General features: G+C 41.3%; 16 protein-coding genes. 8 read left to right on the top strand and 8 right to left on the bottom strand.

Features of this window, described 5'->3' with window-relative positions:
• Window positions 1-58: 58 nt before the first annotated feature.
• Window positions 59-505, bottom strand: coding sequence for a D-aminoacyl-tRNA deacylase (dtd, locus tag G5B43_RS12880; RefSeq protein WP_165295189.1), 447 nt, complete (start codon window positions 503-505; stop codon window positions 59-61).
• 54 nt (window positions 506-559) lie between these two features.
• Window positions 560-2,941, bottom strand: coding sequence for a TonB-dependent receptor (locus G5B43_RS12875; protein WP_165295188.1), 2,382 nt, complete (start codon window positions 2,939-2,941; stop codon window positions 560-562).
• Between the two features lie 271 nt (window positions 2,942-3,212).
• Between G5B43_RS12875 and G5B43_RS12870 the strand changes: the two genes are divergently transcribed.
• The 4 genes from G5B43_RS12870 to G5B43_RS12855 all read left to right on the top strand — a co-directional run bounded on the left by G5B43_RS12870 (window position 3,213) and on the right by G5B43_RS12855 (window position 6,819).
• A complete protein-coding gene (locus tag G5B43_RS12870; protein WP_165295186.1) occupies window positions 3,213-4,382 on the top strand; it encodes an amidohydrolase family protein in 1,170 nt (389 codons plus the stop codon).
• A 37-nt stretch (window positions 4,383-4,419) separates the two neighbouring features.
• A complete protein-coding gene (locus G5B43_RS12865) occupies window positions 4,420-4,695 on the top strand; it encodes an acylphosphatase (protein WP_165295178.1) in 276 nt (91 codons plus the stop codon).
• A gap of 4 nt (window positions 4,696-4,699) precedes the next feature.
• Entirely contained in the window at window positions 4,700-6,217 is a 1,518-nt protein-coding gene (locus G5B43_RS12860; RefSeq protein WP_317167515.1) for an MATE family efflux transporter, read from the top strand.
• 62 nt (window positions 6,218-6,279) lie between these two features.
• Entirely contained in the window at window positions 6,280-6,819 is a 540-nt protein-coding gene (locus G5B43_RS12855; protein ID WP_165295177.1) for a hypothetical protein, read from the top strand.
• Window positions 6,820-6,824: 5 nt separating this feature from the next.
• Here the strand turns inward: G5B43_RS12855 and dusB are convergent, their stop codons facing one another.
• Window positions 6,825-7,823: a tRNA dihydrouridine synthase DusB gene (gene dusB, locus G5B43_RS12850; RefSeq protein ID WP_165295175.1), complete on the bottom strand. Its 999-nt coding sequence runs from the start codon at window positions 7,821-7,823 to the stop codon at window positions 6,825-6,827.
• 467 nt (window positions 7,824-8,290) lie between these two features.
• Window positions 8,291-8,860: a DNA-3-methyladenine glycosylase I gene (locus G5B43_RS12845; RefSeq protein WP_165295173.1), complete on the bottom strand. Its 570-nt coding sequence runs from the start codon at window positions 8,858-8,860 to the stop codon at window positions 8,291-8,293.
• A gap of 64 nt (window positions 8,861-8,924) precedes the next feature.
• Here G5B43_RS12845 and G5B43_RS12840 point away from each other — a divergent pair, with 64 nt between their 5' ends.
• The 3 genes from G5B43_RS12840 (at window position 8,925) to G5B43_RS12830 (ending at window position 11,643) form a co-directional block, all read left to right on the top strand.
• On the top strand, window positions 8,925-9,854 hold the full coding sequence (locus tag G5B43_RS12840) for a DUF4271 domain-containing protein (RefSeq protein ID WP_165295171.1): 930 nt from the start codon (window positions 8,925-8,927) through the stop codon (window positions 9,852-9,854).
• Window positions 9,855-9,864: 10 nt separating this feature from the next.
• Complete coding sequence (locus tag G5B43_RS12835) at window positions 9,865-10,632, top strand: uroporphyrinogen-III synthase (protein ID WP_165295169.1); 768 nt, start codon at window positions 9,865-9,867, stop codon at window positions 10,630-10,632.
• Window positions 10,633-10,770: 138 nt separating this feature from the next.
• On the top strand, window positions 10,771-11,643 hold the full coding sequence (locus G5B43_RS12830; protein WP_165295167.1) for a cupin-like domain-containing protein: 873 nt from the start codon (window positions 10,771-10,773) through the stop codon (window positions 11,641-11,643).
• A 17-nt stretch (window positions 11,644-11,660) separates the two neighbouring features.
• On the opposite strand, the gene trpC is transcribed toward G5B43_RS12830, so the two are convergent.
• The 4 genes from trpC to trmD form a co-directional block, all read right to left on the bottom strand.
• Window positions 11,661-12,446, bottom strand: coding sequence for an indole-3-glycerol phosphate synthase TrpC (gene trpC / locus G5B43_RS12825; protein ID WP_165295165.1), 786 nt, complete (start codon window positions 12,444-12,446; stop codon window positions 11,661-11,663).
• Between the two features lie 198 nt (window positions 12,447-12,644).
• Window positions 12,645-13,226, bottom strand: coding sequence for an anthranilate synthase component II (locus tag G5B43_RS12820; RefSeq protein WP_165295164.1), 582 nt, complete (start codon window positions 13,224-13,226; stop codon window positions 12,645-12,647).
• A gap of 6 nt (window positions 13,227-13,232) precedes the next feature.
• Entirely contained in the window at window positions 13,233-14,636 is a 1,404-nt protein-coding gene (locus G5B43_RS12815; RefSeq protein WP_165295162.1) for an anthranilate synthase component I family protein, read from the bottom strand.
• Between the two features lie 262 nt (window positions 14,637-14,898).
• Window positions 14,899-15,576: a tRNA (guanosine(37)-N1)-methyltransferase TrmD gene (gene trmD, locus G5B43_RS12810; RefSeq protein WP_165295160.1), complete on the bottom strand. Its 678-nt coding sequence runs from the start codon at window positions 15,574-15,576 to the stop codon at window positions 14,899-14,901.
• Window positions 15,577-16,221: 645 nt separating this feature from the next.
• On the opposite strand from trmD, the gene G5B43_RS12805 reads away from it, so the two are divergent.
• Entirely contained in the window at window positions 16,222-19,419 is a 3,198-nt protein-coding gene (locus G5B43_RS12805) for a SusC/RagA family TonB-linked outer membrane protein (RefSeq protein WP_165295158.1), read from the top strand.
• Window positions 19,420-19,422 lie beyond the last annotated feature (3 nt).

Here is a 19,422-nt window from a genome sequence, read left to right as displayed (position 1 = left end):
AGTCGTGAGCTCGGTTATCTAAAGATGAGCCCTTCTGGGATTGTTGTTCGTGGAGCCTTTATTCCTTTGTGTCCAAGATGATCGTTACCGGACCGTCGTTACGCAGGTCGATTTTCATATCGGCTCCAAAAACGCCCAACTGTACCTGTTTTTCCAATAGTGTCGATAAACGTTCGGCCATACCCTGATATAACGGCTCCGCCTTATTGGGTTTTGCTGCGCGGATGAAAGAAGGACGATTACCTTTCTTGGTCTGCGCGATTAACGTAAATTGAGATATCAGAAGGATATTGCCTCTTATGTCTTGAACAGATTTGTTCATCAAACCGGCGTCATCAGAAAAAATACGAAGATTGACCAATTTTTGAGCCAACCATTCCGCTTCTTTTTCTGTGTCATCTTCTTCCACACCTAACAACACCAGTAATCCTTGCTTAATCTCTCCTGTACATACGCTATCTACCGTACACGATGCCTGTGTAACCCGTTGTATAACTGCTCGCATGTTGCAAAATAAAAATAAAAACAATAGTGGCAAAAAACTTTTGCCACTACGTTCTTAGAATCGGATATTCAAACCAAATAGGAAATTTGTTTCAGCTTGTGGAAAGTAGAAGTTGTAGTCGATATGTTCTCCGGTAGGCGTAATGCCCCCATATGTATAACCGTGCGACACATATTTTTCGTTGAGAATATTATTGACGGCGAGGTTTGCATCGATGTTTCTGATACCCAGTAAAGAGAAGCTGTAGCGCATGCGCAGGTTGTTTACAAAGAAAGGATCTACGCTCCGTTGCTTCGACTGCGTGTTGTCCAGATATTGTCTGGATACGTATTTGCTGGTAAGGGCGAATTCCAATGCGTGTATCGGCGAATAGGAGAGGGCATTCGATAGGATGACCGATGGTGAAAGAGAGATGTTGGTGGAGTGATAATGTTGCTCTACCTGTGGTGCATCTAGGTAATTTCCGTCTTCGTCCATGACATCGAAGTATTTCGTGTAATTTTTGATTTTGTTCTCGCTTAGGGCAGCTGTTGCCTGCCATTTGAACTGCTCCGATATTTGCCATGCCGCGTCTAGCTCCACCCCGATGCGGTAGCTGTCGGGCACGTTTTCCCGTATAACGGCGCCCACATCGTTTATATGTCCACTGGCAATCAGCTGATCTTTATAAAACATACCATATACATTAGCACCTATATTCAATGATTCCCGTCTCAACCGATAACCAGCTTCGATATTGTGCATGCGTTCAGGTTTTGGACGTGCATTTGGCGACGATTCAACGTAGTCATCACGGACAGGTTCTTTGTTACCAAAGGCATAAGAAGCATACACATTTGCTGCTGGTGAGAATATATAGGTAGCCCCTATTTTCGGATTGAAGAAATGATGCTTTACATTTACATCTGCCAGTTCCAGGTTATGGTTATATCCTTCGAATGTATAGTCGACAAAGCGATATTGTAAATCGGTATACAGGCGCATCGCCCCAAATTTGGCGTTCCATTTACTATAGAAATTGATGTCGTTTTTTTCTGCATCATTAAGGTAGTACTTATCGCCCAGCTCGCTGTTGGAAGTATATTGCGCCCAGATCACTTCGCCGTAGTGGTCACCGCGGTACTGATTGGCTCCTCCACCAAAAATAAAGTCATGTTTTTCGTTGAGCTTATGCGTGACTGAAAATACCGTTCCGTAAAAGTAGTTGTCCAGCCAACGACGACGGACGAGGTCAGTGTGGTCAATTGTGGTGCCGCCGATTTCGATAGGTGCAAAGCCATATCCGCTAAACGACTGGTTTTTTTTGAGCTCTTCGTAATATCCGGCACCGCGCGTATAATGCAAAGCCATATTAAAGGTCGTGCGTTCAGTTGCAAAATAGTTGTAGTGCAGGTGATGATGGGTTTGGGTGTAATTGTCGGTCTGGTTTTCGTACTCAAAACCGTTATAGCGTCTATTTGTTGTTAGAGAATCTTCCGGCACACCATCCCATGCCTGATAGGTTTTCTCCTTACCGGAGAATACGGTAGCTTTCAGATGATGTTTTTCACCATAGTATCCGGCATCAATATAGAAAGATTTCAAATCAGAGGAAGCACGGTCAATATACCCATCGGAGCTGATTTTTGATAAACGCGTATTAAAAGCGAATTTATTATCGATTAATCCAGAACCAACTTTAATGGTGTTCTTCCACGTGTTATAGGAGCCTACGCTGTTATTCAATTCAGCGTATGGTGTCGCTTCTAATGCATCCGACTGGATATTGAGTGAGGCGCCAAAAGCTCCTGCACCATTAGTCGAAGTTCCTATGCCACGTTGAATCTGAATACTTTCTGTGCTTGATGCAAAATCCGGAAGGTTTACAAAGAAAGAACCCATGCTTTCCGCATCATTCAACGGGATGCCATTAAGGGTAACGTTGATACGCTGGTTGTCGGACCCTCGGATAGTCATGTTCGTATAGCCGATTCCAGCGCCAGCATCCGAGCCAATAACAACGGAAGGCGTTTGGTCAAGTAAATATGGAATATCCTGTCCTAAATTATTCCGCTTGATGTCTTCTTTTGAGAGATTTTTGTATGTTGTAGCCGCGTTATCTCCCGCTCGTGTTGCCATGACTTGTACCTCGCCGGTCATTCTTGTTTCGGGGCGCAATACAACGGTAAGTTCGGTTTGCTTATTAGGTGTGATCTGTTGTTGATAAACAGCATACCCTAGATAGCGAACATTTAAGTCAGAAGCTGCTGGTTTTACATTTGTAAAGGTAGCTTCTCCCCCTTGACCGCTGATTTTTGTGATTCCCTGAAACACAATCGTTGCACCCGGTAACGGTTTCCGCTCGACGTCGAGGACGCGAACCGTTAATTGACTTTGTGCCAAGGCGAAGAATGCTCCGAAAAGCATAACCATGGTCGTCATTCCATGTTTTAACATAAAAATAAACAATTAAACTGAGTTAAACATGCTATCACCAGGGGTTAGCAACAGCTTATTATTTAACTAACCTTTCCCTACGCCAGCATTATCTGGATCAGGTGCGTCTCCCGTAATTGGAAGACTGGGTATAATCTCAGCCTGTCTTTGTGTTCAAACAACAAGGCACCCCTATTCGATAAGTACAAAAGTAAAGATTAATTTGATATTCTCAAATTATGGCGTCATTTTTGATTCTATTATACGAAAACAAAATAGTTCAATTAGTTAAATGAGGTATATTTCAGCAAGCATTGTGATTCCTGTCAAAGGGAATTTCATGAGAAAAGGTGTCGTTGCGATTGATAAAACTGGTGTGATTAAGGGGGTCTATGAAGAAACAGATCCAGCTGTGTCGAATGTGAAGAAAGAATTTTACGATGGGGTCCTGATACCGGGCTTTGTCAATGCCCATTGCCATATTGAATTGTCCCACATGCTGGGTAAAACAAAAAAAGGAACGGGACTGCCTCGTTTTTTGGCGGATGTAATGAAACAGCGTTCCGCAAAAGAGAAAGATATTTTGACGAAGATCGAAGCTGCCGACGAAATGATGTATAATAACGGTATCCAAGCTGTGGGAGATCATGTTAATACAGCGTTGTCAGCAAAAATAAAGTCAAATAGCCAGATAAAATACCATACGTTTGTAGAGGTCATGGCGATGACGAAAGAAGATATACAAGTCCGCGTGGATAAAGCACGTGATATCGAATTCTACTTCGACGCCGATCACGCTTCCATTACGCCCCATGCCCCGTATTCGTGTTCAAAAGAGTTATTTAAAGCATTTCGTAAGCTCGTAAGCGAGGATAATATCCTAAGTGTCCACAATCAAGAGAGCGAGGAAGAGAATAAACTCTATCGTTATAGGCAAGGCGAGTTCCTCGATTTTTATAAAGAAATGGGATTGAATGCAGACTCCTTCAAAGCGCAGGCAAGGAATTCCATCCAATCTTATCTTACACACTTGCCAAAGAATAATCCGCTCATGCTGATCCATAACACGTACATGTCTCTAAAGGATATTGATTTTATTGAACGGTTAGGTAGGGATGTATACTTTTGTGTCTGTCCGAAATCAAACCTATATATCGAAGGCAAGTTGCCTAAAATACTGAATTTTGTTCCCAACCAAAGCCGAATGGTAGTCGGTACTGACAGTTTGGCGTCCAACGATACGCTTGATGTCTTGGAAGAACTGAAGGTGATTTCCTCCCATTTGAACCACTTGGACTTCTTGCACATCCTACCGTGGGCAACGATTAATGGTGCGGAAGTATTGGGACTTGCAGATCAGTTAGGATCTATCGAAGTCGGTAAAACACCTGGTTTAGTACTGCTGGAAGGCATGAACAATCTGCGACTAACGGAACGGGTCACGTTGAAAAGAATAGCTTAGCTTCTTTCCTTTTTCTTCTGTACCTTTGACTGTAAGAATGAAACATCTGAATATTACGGTTACAGGGAAGGTACAAGGCGTATATTATCGGGCAACATGCAAAGCGGTTGCAGATCAACTTGGGGTAAAAGGTTTCGTTATGAATCAGCCTGATGGTTCGGTATATATAGAAGCCGAAGGTGATACGTTTGCGCTGGAAGCTTTGTTAGAATTTTGTGAAGAGGGACCAGATCGTGCCGAGGTTTCAGAAGTAAGTTCTGTTGAGGGAACCCTACAAGGTTTTAAGAATTTTGTTATAAAAAAGAAAAGATAGCCGCGTGTCTTCCGTCAAAAAATTTGTAAATGATACCGTGATATATGGTTTTACGACCATTGTTCCCCGTATGATCGGTTTTTTGATGACTCCCATATATCTACGTAAATTCGAAAATGCTGCGGTATATGGATTATATAACTATCTCTACTCTTGGGTTTCCATGTTGAATGCTATTCTGGCGTTCGGAATGGAAACTACGTATTTCCGGTTTTTGCAAAAAGTTGATTCCAAAGATAAGGATAGGGTTTTTAACAACAGCTTTGTTGTAACCCTGATTACCTCCCTAGTTTTGTTGGCATCTGTTTTTACTTTTATTGATCCAATAGCCACTTGGTTTGCGGGCGACGAAAATGTTGATGAATATGCTAAGTATATTCAATATTTTGCGTTTATTTTAGTGGCAGATGCGTTGGCGGTAGTGCCTTTTGCCAAGCTGCGGGCGCAGGGACGTCCTATTCGTTATAGCTATCTGAAGTTTATCAATATCTTCATTACAGTTCTTTCCAACTTATTTTTTATCGTTTACTTGTCTGACTGGGTGAAATCGTCCGCCTTTTGGGCCGATTTTGCAACGGGTTGGTTCCAAGAGGGATGGATCGGTTATGTTTTTATTTCCAACTTGCTAGCCAGTAGCATAACATTACTTTTGTTGGTGCCGGAGATGTTGACATTACGGTTGCGTATCGATAGGCCGCTTATGAAAAACATGTTGGCTTACAGTTTCCCTATTTTGATCGCCAATATATCGTTTATTATAAATGAAAATCTGGATAAAATGTTTTTTCCAAAGCTGTTACCTGGAGAATACGGCAGAACGGAACTTGGAATATATGGCGCGGTGAGCAAAATTGCTATTTTTCTAAACTTATTTGTTACCGCCTTTCGCTTAGGTGCGGAACCTTTCTTTTTTTCGTACGCCAAGAATGAGAATGCCCGCCGTACGTATGCCAAGATTATGGAGTACTTTGTGATGTTGATGGTATTGGTCATGGTGGGTATTGTCGTCAATTTGGATTGGCTTAAAGATTTTATCAAGGGGAATGAACTCCAGCCAGACATCTACTGGACAGGACTTAAAGTCGTGCCGTTCATACTTTTAAACTTTGTGCTATTAGGGATCTATATGAACCTATCTGTTTGGTATAAATTGACCGATCAGACACGGTTTGCCTTATATATATCCTTGACTGGCGCTTTAGTGACGATTGTCTTGAATTTTTTGTTGATTCCCATCTATTCCTATCCAGGTGCTGTTGCTACAACCACTACTGCGTACTTAGTCATGATCGGATTATCACTTTTTTGGGGACAGAAATATTATCCAATACCCTACCATTTCCTAAAAATAATTCTTTATCTTGTGAGTGGTTTAGGTGTCTCTCTTGTTAGTTTTTTTATTTTTAATAGCAACTTCTGGATAGGCAACGGATTGCTGTTGCTGTTCTGTATAGCGATTGTTTTTTCGGAGAGGAACAATATAGAGCAATTGCTGTTGCAACGGAAAAATAATTTGAAATAACGTAGCGTTTTATACCCGCGTGTCGTTTACCTAATTTTGTTGATTAACATTTAAAATATATTATGAAAAGAACGTTACTTTTATGGGGAGTTATGGCATTTGTAATGATTGGTCATGCGCAGGAATCAAAAAGAGAACGGGCGGTGGCGCGCCCCAACCACATTATGCTAGACCCCATCTCGTTAATTGCAGGGCCGGTACTTAATTTTTCTTATGAACGCGCTATCAATGAAGACGTAGGGCTTGGACTGCATAGCCTTTTGGGACTAGGGGCGATGGATGAAATGATACAGTTTTCTCCTTTCGGTCGACTGTATGTAGGAGGTTCGCATGGGGCAGGCTTTTTCTTGGAAGCGTTTGTGCCGATTACGAATAAGGAGGAAACGTTTCAGAAATTTAGTGATATCCACGCCAATTATATAGAGGCGACAGAACGACGAACATCAGCAGGACTGGGTGTAGGTTTAGGAGGCAAGTGGCTTTTTAAAAGAAACCTGATGTTGGAAGTCGGCGGCGGCATCGCACGAAAGTTAATCAACACGACTGAAAACACGGAATCTATTACCGGCAAATGGATGATTGGTTTGGGGTATGCTTTTTAAGCACCCTACCATACAATGTCTGCTGAAAATTTTTCCTTGATCTCTTCCAGCACTTCCAGAATCTCGTTGTGGTCGCCTAACCCCACCAGCTTCGTTCGGTATTCTTTAAAGTTCGGTATACCCTTAAAGTAATTAGCATAATGACGTCGCATTTCAAACACACCGGTTTTATCACCTTTCCATTCGATAGACTTGGTCAAATGCGTTTTGCACACCTCAACGCGTTCGTCTATGGTCGGACCTTCCAATCGTTCTCCTGTTTTAAAGAAGTGTTTGATTTCCCGAAATATCCAGGGGTATCCAATTGATGCGCGCCCAATCATGATGCCGTCGACTTCATACTCCATACGCCAGGCAGCAGCTTTTTCCACAGAATCGACGTCGCCGTTTCCGAAAATAGGGATTTGAATGCGTGGATTACGTTTTATATCCCGTATCATGCTCCAGTCGGCCTGACCTTTATACATCTGGGCCCGTGTGCGTCCGTGGATTGATAATGCCTTAATACCGACGTCTTGAAGACGTTCCGCCACCTCGTAGACATTTTTGGTGCTATCATCCCAGCCTAGACGTGTCTTTACGGTCACCGGAAGGGGAGTGGCATCTACAACAGCTTTTGTCATGGCGACCATTTTGTCGATATCTTGAAGCAAACTGGCGCCCGCACCACGACAAGCGACGTTTTTCACAGGACAACCGTAATTGATATCAATCAGATCCGGTTGCGCTAAGGTGCATATCTCGGCAGATTGACGCATGCTTTCAATATCGGAGCCGAATATCTGTATACCGATAGGCCGTTCGTATTCAAAGATGTCAAGCTTCTGTTTCGATTTAGCAGCATCCCGAATCAACCCCTCAGAAGAAATAAACTCCGTATACATCATATCCACTCCGTTTTGCTTACACACATAACGGAATGGTGGATCACTGACATCCTCCATAGGCGCCAATAGTAGCGGAAATTCACCTAAATCAATATGTTCACCAATCTTAACAGCCATTTTAACTTTTTTGCAAAGTTACTTATTTCTTTCTTCTTTTTCCCTAGATGGAAAAGAAGCAAAAGATCACGACTTGTATCGTTCTGCTATTTTTTCTTACCTATTCCGGAACAAAATAAACTCACCGCCCTATGGCGGTTCAAACAGTATTTTGTTCTTTTCGGAATAGCCTTCGAAAAAAATTAACGCAGAACGATACGATGTCGATCTTGACCACCGTCACGTGGTCTTCAGATGTCTACTAAGCTTATATCGTAATTTATGAATACAAAGCTGTTTTAGTCCGTGTAACCACCGTCCGGTGTTGATCCCGTTTATTTACGCATTGCACAATTCCCTCCTTAACCTCTAATGCCACATCAAAAATTTTGAAATATGTAGAAATATGATATATGCACTATCCAACCCATCAAAATTTTTAAGTGGCGAGCTTTTTTGTTTCTTTTTTTGTGGTAAAAAAAGAAAAACTAATTTTTAAAAGAACAACTATCCAAATGATCATCAACCATCCCTACGGCTTGCATAAAAGCATAACATATTGTGGTTCCGAAAAATTTCATTCCTCGTTTTTTGAGGTCTTTAGAGATGGCGTCCGATTCCTTGCTGTGTGTTGGAGCTGATTTTAAGTCTTTCAGCGAGTTGACGATTCGTTTCCCTTCCGGCATAAAGCTGTAGAGATAATTGTAGAATGATCCGAATTCCTGCTGTATTTGCATGAATATCTGTGCATTTTTCACAGTCGCGGTTATTTTACCACGATGACGGATGATGCGCTCGTCTTGCACGAGTTCCTCTATTTTGCGCTCATCAAACTGTGCCACTTGTTTATAATCAAACTCCGCAAAAGCCTTTCGGTACCCCTCTCTTCTTCGCAAGATGGTAATCCAGCTTAGACCGGCCTGTGCTGATTCTAGGACGAGAAATTCAAAAAGGAGGGTGTCTGAATCGACTTCTTTTCCCCATTCTTCATCATGGTATCGTACATATAATTCGTCGTTGCCACACCAAGGGCAACGCTCTGTAAAGGATGGCGTCATGTCTTTTTCTTTTTTAGCTTGGCGATATTATGCTAACTTTACGGCAAAGTAAGAAAATTTTTGGATGTATTTATTAAAGCGTATCTTTTTGGGTAGCATATTGTGTTTGATGACCAGCATAGTGTGGGGGCAAGAAGACACAACCCGTTTACCTATAGCGATCGACAGCATGGAAGTGGCGGAAATCGATACGTTTAATTATATAATTCCATCGGAGGACCGTCCGCATAAGTTACTTGAACAATTCCTATCAGACATTGGCCAACGCAGTATAAATCCTGTTGCTTCTCTGGATTACATGAGATCCATGTCGGAACCCGCGCAAAGTATGCCCTTTCGACAAGGGGAGGTAAAGGGCGAACGCCCTGTTTGGGTCTTGTCGGTTGTCTTTCTGTTGTTTCTGGCTGTTGCACTTGTGCGGCTAGCTTTTCCGGCTGATTTTGCGATGATTGTACAGGCCTATTATGATGAGCGGACACTGCAGCAGGTGAGCAAGGAAGACAATATGCTTACCTCTTGGCCGTATATATTTCTGTATCTCATCTTTAGCCTTGCATTAGGGCTTTTCATCGTGTTAATGGAATCTACTTTTGAGCGTTTTGACGTGCTCAGCTTAGAAAACTATATACGAACAGCCTTTCTTGTTGCTGTGTTATTTATTATTAAAATACTCTTAATCAGATTTATTTCGTTCGTGTTTGAAATAGATCGTCTAGTTAGGGAATACGTAACGGTACTCTATTTAGTTTATTTTAACAGCATGCTTTTTTTGATGCCTTTCCTGTTGACAGTTACGCTTGTTCCTACAGCATACTTTAAGATTCTGTTAATTTTGTTCAGTGTATTGGTGTCTATCTTGTTCATATATAGGTTTTTGAGGACGGCTTTCCGCTTGTTCGGAAATCTAAAGTTTTCAATTTTTTATTTAATTCTGTATCTTTGCGCACTTGAAGTAGCGCCGATTTTGATATTGGTTAGAACATTGAGCAACTAAAAAATTGAATATGCAAGTAGATGAAGCAAGAGCCAAGAAGGTAAAAAGTATTTTAGTTACCTTGCCCAAACCTGAAAATGATAAGTCTCCATATTTTGCGTTAGCAGAAAAATATAACTTAAAATTGGACTTTAGAGGATTCATCCACGTAGAAGGTGTTCCGGCTAAAGACGTGCGCAAGGAAAAAATTAATTTTGCAGATTTTACAGCTGTTATCTTTACCAGCAAGAATGCAGTCGACCATTTCTTTCGTGTATGTGAGGAAATGCGGTATGAAGTGCCGGCAGATATGAAATATTTCTGTATATCAGAGGCAATAGCACTTTATCTGCAAAAATATATTCAATATCGTAAACGCAAAATTTTCTTTGGTAAGCAAACTGCTAAAGATTTAGAGGAAGTTCTAAAGAAGCATAGTAAAGAAAAATTTCTTTTTCCATGCTCAGATGTCGCTAATGAAGAAACGCAAAAATGGCTACAGGATAACGGATACGACTTTACGCCTGCGGTTTTGTTCCGCACCGTTATCAGTGACATCAAAGATCTGGAAAATGTATTTTATGATGTTATCGTTTTCTTTAGCCCATCAAGCGTGCAGTCGCTATTTGAGAATTTCCCCGATTATAAGCAGAACAATACCCGAATTGCGGCATTTGGTGCTACTACCCAACAAGAGCTGCTTAACCATAATTTGATTTTAGATATACCGGCTCCTACACCAGAAGCACCGAGCATGACCATGGCAGTCGAACAATATATTAAACAGGTGAATAAATAAGGAGATAATGACGCTTATCATTTCCTATTTAGAATATTTCTATTTAATTTGTGTGTGATATCGATGCGATAAAATAAAAAATATCTTTAAGAGGAATATTTTTTTAAGTTTGTAAATAGTTGTTAAGCGTAAGAACTTGTGAAACTAAAACCAGTAAATAGTATATCAGGGATTGCTCCAAAGGACTTTGTTCGGGATTATCTCAACAAAGGACAACCGGTAATCATCAAAGATTTTATCAGCAAAGAAAGTCCTTGCTGGCAGAAATGGAGTTATGACTATTTCAAGGAAATAGCAGGTAACGAACAAATAGACGTATACGGACGAGAAGAGGAGTCGCAGAACCATGCTGCCAGCCCACCGGTAGGCAGGACGAGTTTTGGTGAATACCTTGATAAAATAAGGATGGAACCGACAGAATTGCGCTTGTTCCTCTTTAATTTAATGAAAATCAGGCCTGAGTTAAAAAAAGATGTCATTTATAATGATGTGACCGGCGGTAAAGTCTTGCAGTGGCTTCCCTATATGTTTTTTGGTGGAGAAGGTTCGGCAACCCGGAACCATTTCGATATTGATATGTCGCATGTATTCATTTCGCAGTTTCAAGGAACGAAAAGGATATGGCTCTTCCCGAACAATCAATCCGACCTGATGTATAAGTTGCCTTATAATTTCCACAGCATTGCTAACTTGAAAACAAGTAGCCAAGAGGAATATCCGGCTTTGAAATTGTTGGATGGCTATGAAGCTGTTATCCACCCCGGTGATACACTCTATATGCCAGCGGGATGGTGGCATTATATACAGTATGAAACCGAAGGTTATTCCATTTCTGTGCGGGCATTGGCAAATTCCCTTAGCGAAAAAATAAAAGGAGCTAGAAACCTATTTATTACGCGTCATTTTGATGATACCATGCGCAAGCTGTTCAAGGATAAATGGCTCGACTATAAAATCAAAACTGCCCGCAAACGTGCGGATAGAGCGATGCGGAAACGCGAAAAGTTATAGGGGGTACGAATACGCCCCTATAACAATTTTCCTACAAATTCCTTTATTGCTTCTGCTGGGTCTGCTGTTTTCATGAAATTTTCACCAATCAGGAATCCCTGAAAGCCAGCATCTTTCAATTCATTTATTGTCTTTGGATCGGATATACCACTTTCTGAAACTTTGATAAATCGATCAGGAATGATATTCACTAAATCATAAGAATGGTTCAGGTCGACCACGAAATCCTTTAGATTGCGGTTGTTGACGCCTATAGCATCCACATTATCAAAGATATTACGGTGTAGTTCTTCTTGGTTATGAACTTCAAGAAGCACACTCAATCCTAACGATTTAGCGTAATCTGCATAAGCTTTTATTTCATCGCTACGTAAACACGCCGCAATCAAGAGGATAATATCAGCACCATATGCTTTGGCTTCAGTTATCTGATACGTGTCTACGATAAATTCTTTACGTAGCAAAGGAATAGTCAATGCCTCCCGCGCAGCGCTTAAATCCGTAAGGGAACCTTTGAAAAAATCAGGATCTGTCAGTACGGATACCGCCGATGCGCCCGCCTCCTGGTAGCCTTGAACGACTTCCGCAACGCTAGACGTTCCATTGATGAGCCCTTTTGATGGAGATGCCCGTTTAAATTCCGCGATAATACCCGTTCGTTCAGGGTGCAATACAGAGTCTTTCAGTGAATAACAAGTCCTGCTGAAAAACGGATACTGCTCCAGTTCCTCCACAGAAACCTGCTTTTTAGCTTCTGCTACCTCTATTTTTTTTCGTTCGATTATTTTATCTAGTATTGTCATTTGTTTCAAGTTAGATGTTAGTCCGTTGAATTATAACTTATTTTTGGTACGTATACTTTGTAATATCCCATCCTTAACATCAAAATGTCGCCTTGGAAACTTTGCATTTGTACAAATTTGTTTTTTGCACTTAACCACTATGCAAAGATTTCCCAGCGACGACTTTTTTTGCATACTTTTTTGAGAGAAAAAAGTACGTTAAGATAACCAATTCGCTATTAATTTTTTACCATTTGTTGTCAGTACCGATTCTGGATGAAACTGCACGCTACGTACATCATATTCGTTATGACGTAGCGCCATGATAACCCCATCCGAGTCGACTGCGGTCACCTGAAGGCATGTCGGTAGGTTTTCCTTTGTAACCGCCCACGAATGATATCGTCCAATTTTAGAATCCTTAGGGAAGTCTTGAAACAACCTTTCCGTGCCGTCAGTAACGATGATATCGGTAGCGACACCGTGTAGCGGTTTGGGCATGTTGTATAGCGTTCCTCCGAATACTTCGGCAATAGCCTGCTGCCCCAAGCAGATACCCAAGATGCTTTTCGAGGGGGCATACCGACGGATAACTTCCATTAAAAGTCCCGCTTCCTCCGGTATTCCGGGGCCAGGCGATAGCAAAATCCTATTAAACGGTTCGACATCTTCCAGCTTGAATTTGTCATTTCGCCATACGGTGTATGCTTGCCCTAGTTCCTGCAATAAATGTACAAGGTTATAGGTGAATGAATCGTAGTTGTCGATTACCAATATCTTATTGTTATTATTGTTATTCATTTTGTGTTATAGCGTTTCTGCAATTTCTAAGGCGCGACGTAGTGCCGCAATTTTATTGTTTACTTCTTGTAGTTCTTTTTCCGCGTCAGAATCCAGCACGATTCCTGCACCAGCTTGGTAATGTAATACATTCTGTTTGCTCAGAAAGGAGCGGATCATGATGGCGTGGTTGAAATCTCCGTTAAAACCCATGTAGCCGATGGCACCGGAGTAGAAGGAGCGCGGGAAGCCTTCGTAGCGGTCTATGAGCGTAAGTGCTTTATGTTTCGGAGCACCTGATAAGGTCCCTGCAGGGAACGTATCGCCTACGACATCAAACGGATTGGAGGCAGGATTGAGCTTACCGGAAACTTTGGATACCAAATGGATAATATGGGAATAATATTGTACTTCTTTATATGACTTTACTTTTACGTTTGTACAATGACGGCTCAAATCGTTGCGTGCTAGGTCAACCAGCATCACATGTTCGGCGGATTCCTTTGGATCATTTTTCAGTTCTTCAGCAATCTTTTCATCCTTTTCCATATCACCTGTACGCTTAAACGTTCCAGCGATGGGGTAGATCGTGGCTTCTCCCTTTTTGATGGTCAATTGGGCCTCTGGCGATGAACCAAATAGTTTGAAATCACCATAATCAAAATAGAAAAGATAAGGTGAAGGGTTGACGGATCGCAAAGCACGGTATACGTTAAACTCGTCTCCTGCAAAGGGTGTGGAGAACGCACGTGATGGTACAATCTGAAAAACATCTCCGCGTTGTATGTGTTGTTTCATCTTGTTGATCAAGCTCTTGAAGTCTTCATCCGTCATATTAGACGATTCTCCGCCTTGGCGTTTGAAATGATATTCGGGGAAATTTTTATTCTGTATCAGATATTCCAGTCGATCCAGATCGGAAGATTCGTCGGCTAGCAGATTTTCGAAGATATACAGTTGATTTCTGAAATGGTCGATCGCGATAACATAACGATACACGTGGTATTGCATATAAGGAATTTCTCGTGCTGTATGCGTGCCTGCCGTTAACTTGATATCTTCAAAGTGTTCAACAGCATCAAAGGTAAAGTATCCGAATAGGCCGGAAGAAATAACATTTACGCCTTCCATTTCCACTTGGGAGAAGTTTTCCCGGAAAGCAGATACTTCCTCCCGGAGGTTGATTTCGTCAGCAGCTTTATAAATGGGTTGTGCACCGGGTTCAACGATGCGAAGTTGCTCTTTATTGAGGGAAATCCCCGCAATTGGATCGCAGCAAATATAGCTGATATTGTTGTCACGGCTATGGTACTCCGAACTTTCTAGGAGCAAACTGTTAGGGAAGGTATCTCGCAATCGGAGATAGATGCTCACGGGCGTTGTCGTGTCCGCCAATATCTTTCTGTAATTTGTCTTCAGTGAATATTTCATTGTTAATCTTGTTGTTTCTAGTTTTGACGATACCAAAAATAAAAAAAAGCCCGACGTTTAATCGCCGGGCTTACTTTCAAAATGGTTTTGGTTGATTATGAATATCTTTAATACATGCAAAACACATTCCCGACGCTGCTTGCTTCGGGCCACCACCAGTTTGTATGTACTTGTTTCATGATCATTTGTATAGCGCAAATTTATGAATATTTTTTATTTAGCAAACTTTTTTTAATAAAAAAATAAAAATTATGGACTAATCTTAATCATTTAACAAATCTGGGCGACGTTCTTCCGTTCGTTTCAGTTGTTGTTCGTAACGCCACGTCGCAATTTTCGCTTCATGTCCACTAAGCAGAACGTCCGGCACGCGATGTCCTCGCCATTCTGCAGGACGCGTATATATCGGCGCATCCAACAAGCCGTCTTGGAAAGAGTCCGATAGTGCCGAGGTTTCATCAGACAGTACCCCCGGTATCAACCGGACAACAGCGTCAACTAATATTGCAGCAGGTAATTCGCCCCCGGACAATACGTAGTCGCCTATAGAAATCTCTTTCGACACGAATACATCCCGGATACGCTGATCAATTCCTTTGTAATGTCCGCAGAGGATAATGACATTTTCTATGGATGAAAGCGCATTAGCGATTTCCTGGTTAAGGGTGTCGCCGTCCGGCGTCATATAGATTACCTCGTCATATTGCCGTTCCGCCTGTAATCTTTCGATGCAGGCCGCAAAAGGTTCGATCTGCATGACCATTCCCGAACCTCCGCCATAGGGATAGTCGTCAACAGACTTATGTCTGTTTGTAGCATAATCGCGTAGATTGTGCACATGGATTTCTACTAAACCTTTATGTTGAGCGCGTTGCAAAATAGAATGTGCAAATGGACTGTCCAATAAGCCCGGTAAAACGGTAATGATATCAAAACGCATGATACAAAGATAAATTTTTTATGTGTACTTAGAGACGCATTTTGATGTGGCTTTTTCTTGACAAAATATAATATTTATCGCCTACTCCAAAAGATTGAAGTCGTTTTTAGTTCAATATATACAATGTTTATATTTTTTATTTATGTGTTTTTAAAGAATATAGTTTTGTTTTTTCGGTAGTACTATGTGTTGTTATTTTGTTTATTTCTTTTTCTTATTTTGTACTCTTCCTCCTGTTTCATTAATACAGTATCAGTGATTGTGTTAGTTTTTTGGAAAAGTTGCAAGAACAAAGTTATTTTTTTATGTTTGCATAGTTTTAACAGTTTTTAACAAATGGCGTCCAATGCCATACCGGATAAGAAAGAGAAAGAAATTAGATAACTAAACAACAACGCAAATGAAACAGTATTTAACAATTAATCCACTCCATTTTCTTTGTTAGAGAGAAACGTTTTTACGCACAAATTAGTCGTGATGTAGATTTTCAAGTTACTAAACTTGGTTTATACTAATTTGATTTCTTTCGATATCATATCTGTTTGTAGCGTGTAACGTAAAAACGAATTACTATATCCATTTAGTAAATAGTACACAATAAAAGCAATAAACAATCAACAAATTAATAACTAAACAAACACAAACATGAAACAAAAATTACTCAGTTTAATTTTTGTGTTAACGTGCCTGGTAGGGGTGACGTTTGCACAAAATCGACAAGTGAGTGGTCGTGTGACATCGGCTAGCGATGGGGCTCCAATTGCGGGAGTATCTGTGGCAGTGGTGGGAACGTCGAACGCTACACAAACCGATGGATCCGGAAATTATTCTATTCAGATATCCGGGAACGATGCCACTTTGGCGTTTTCATATATTGGCTACGATAGCCAACGTGTGGCTGTGGGTAACCGTGCGGTGGTGAATGTACAACTAGCTGGCGGAGGTGAGGCGTTGGAAGAAGTGGTGGTAACAGCGATGGGTATTACGAGAGAGAAACGTGCGTTGGCAACTGCAACCCAAGAGGTAAAAGGAGATGCATTAACGCAAGCAGCAAACAGCAATTTGGCTACAGCTATTCAAGGTAAAGTTTCCGGAGTTGAAGTAACACCATCTTCGGGTATGCCAGGTGCTTCTGCTAAGATTACCATTCGTGGTGCCAGATCTTTTACCGGAGATAATACGCCTTTGTATGTCGTGGACGGTATGCCAATAACGTCTGTTTCGGATGTATCTACCGGGAATTCGGTAACCGGTTCAGATTATTCGGCTAGAGGGTTAGATATTGATCCGAACGATATTGAAAGCATCAATATTCTAAAAGGACAAGCGGCATCTGCTTTGTATGGTATGCGAGCATCCAATGGTGCGATCATCATTACCACGAAAAGTGGAAGAGGAGTAGAAAAAGGTAAAGCACAGATTACGTATAATTCTAATGTGTCTTTTGATAGAGTAGCTGTACTGCCTGATTTTCAGAGAACCTATGCCCAAGGTGCTGTAAGAGCAGCAGATGGCGCGTATGTTTTCAATCCAACAGCTTCGACTTCGTGGGGTCCCCTTATTAGTGATTTGGCAAATGATCCTACCTATGGAGGTAACACCGTAAATGACTATACCGATGAATATGGCTTGCAACAGGGAAAATATTACGTGCCACAAAGGGCTTCGGCTGGATTAGATCCTTGGGCGACACCTCAGGCTTATAATAATGCAAAAGACTTTTTTGATGTGGGGAGTACCTATAACAACTCGTTGAATATTATGCAAGGCTTTGATAAAGGTCATTATGCAATGTCGTTAGGTGCAACCAATGCAGATGGTATCGTGCCGTCAACTGGGTTAGATCGTTATAATGCAAAACTTGCAACTCAGCTTAATCTTTCCGATAAATGGACAACAGGGTTCATGGGTAACTATGTTAATTCGAAAGTCTCTAAGCAAACAGGTGCAAACAATGGTCTTATCGCTACTATCTATGGAGCTCCTGCTTCTTATGACTTGAAGGGAATACCAAATCATGTAGATGGTAACCCTTATGAGCAAGTCAACTATAGAGGTGGTGCTTTCGATAATCCTTACTGGGGGACACAGCATAACCGGTTTACTGAAGGAACACAACGCTTCTTTGGTAATGGTTTCGCGCAATATGCGACACAGCTGGCAGAAAATCAAAAACTAACGTTAAAATATCAATTAGGAGTCGATTCATATACTGCGAATTATACCGATCTTTGGGGGTATGGTAAAGCAGGTCTTACAAGAGGTGAAGTGGAGAACTATCACTATTCCGTAACAGAATTGAATTCGTTAGCGACCGCTACTTACAATTGGGAAATTAACGACGATTTGATATTCGATGCGATGATCGGTAACGAGATTGTAGATAGAAATCGTCGCCATGATTATGCCTACGGATCTAACTTTAATTTTTCAGGTTGGAATCACATCAACAATGCTACCAGCTACACCGCGGAGCAGGCGTTGAGACATACGCGTACCTTTGGTGTGTTCGGAAACTTGAACTTGGCGTATAGAAACATGTTATATTTGAATGTAACGGGACGTAATGACGTCGTTTCGAATATGCCCCGTGATAATCGCTCATTCTTTTATCCATCAGTCTCAGCATCTTTCGTCTTTACTGAACTTGAAGGTTTGCAAAGTGAGGTATTGAATTTCGGTAAGTTGAGAGCTTCTTATGCTGAAGTAGGACAGGCTGGGAATTATTACGATTCTTATTATGCGACACCAACTTACAGTGGAGGTTTCTCCAGTGGGCAGCCAATCATTTATCCAATTGGGTCTACGGTAGCATTTACACCATATGGTATTTTGTATGATCCAGCGTTGAGGCCACAAAATACAAAATCTTATGAAATTGGTACAGATCTAACCTTCTTAGATGGTCTTATTGATTTAAGCTATACATTCTCCCGCCAAGATGTGAAAGACCAAATTTTTCAGGTGCCATTAGGAGGGTCTAGTGGCTATAGTAGTTTGATGACTAACGGTGGGAAAGTTCATACCAATGCACATGAAGTAACGTTGAATATAGCTCCTTTCCGTGAGGGTGACTTCCGTTGGGATTTTGCTTTCAACTTTACTAAAATCGATAACTACGTAGATGAATTGGCGGACGGCGTACAAAGTATCTTTTTGGGTGGTTTTGTGGAACCACAAGTACGTGCAGGTATTGGCGAGAAATTTCCAGTTATTTATGGTGTTTCTTACTTGAGAAATGATGCTGGGCAAATTGTGGTAGATGATGATGGAATGCCGCAAGTAGGTCCCGAGCAAGTCATCGGTTCGGTAGCACCAGATTTTATTTTAGGCTTTAATACGCGTTTGGAATATAAAAAAGTAAGATTATCAGCCGTTTTGGATTGGAAACAAGGTGGACAGATGTTACATGGAACTGCAGGAATCTTAGATTTCTATGGGGTAACACAAAAATCAGCAGACTATAGAGGCGGTTCTCCTTTCTTATTTGAGGAAGCTGCGGTGAAAGAAGTTTCTGAGGGTGTTTATGCTCCAAATGATATCTTAATAGATCCATCCAATGCGTTTGATTACTTTGATAGGAAGAATACAATTTCTGAGTCGTCAGTATTCGGAACTTCTTTCGTCAAACTAAGAGAGATTTCAGTAGGTTATCCGGTATATTCTAATGCTCGATTCGGTGTAGATCTTAATGCGTTTGCACGTAATCTTATTCTGTGGTCAGAATTGAAAGGATACGATCCAGAGGCTTCCCAGGGCAACACCAATATGTCTGGAGCCTTTGAGCGTTTCTCATTGCCGGGAGCATCAAGCTATGGTTTGGGTGTGAACATTAAATTTTAAGAC

It is taken from the genome of Sphingobacterium sp. SGR-19 (genome assembly GCF_011043555.1).
In the GTDB taxonomy this organism is placed as follows: domain Bacteria; phylum Bacteroidota; class Bacteroidia; order Sphingobacteriales; family Sphingobacteriaceae; genus Sphingobacterium.
Note: the sequence above shows the minus strand (reverse complement) of the source record. Positions and strands in the feature narration are given on the sequence as shown.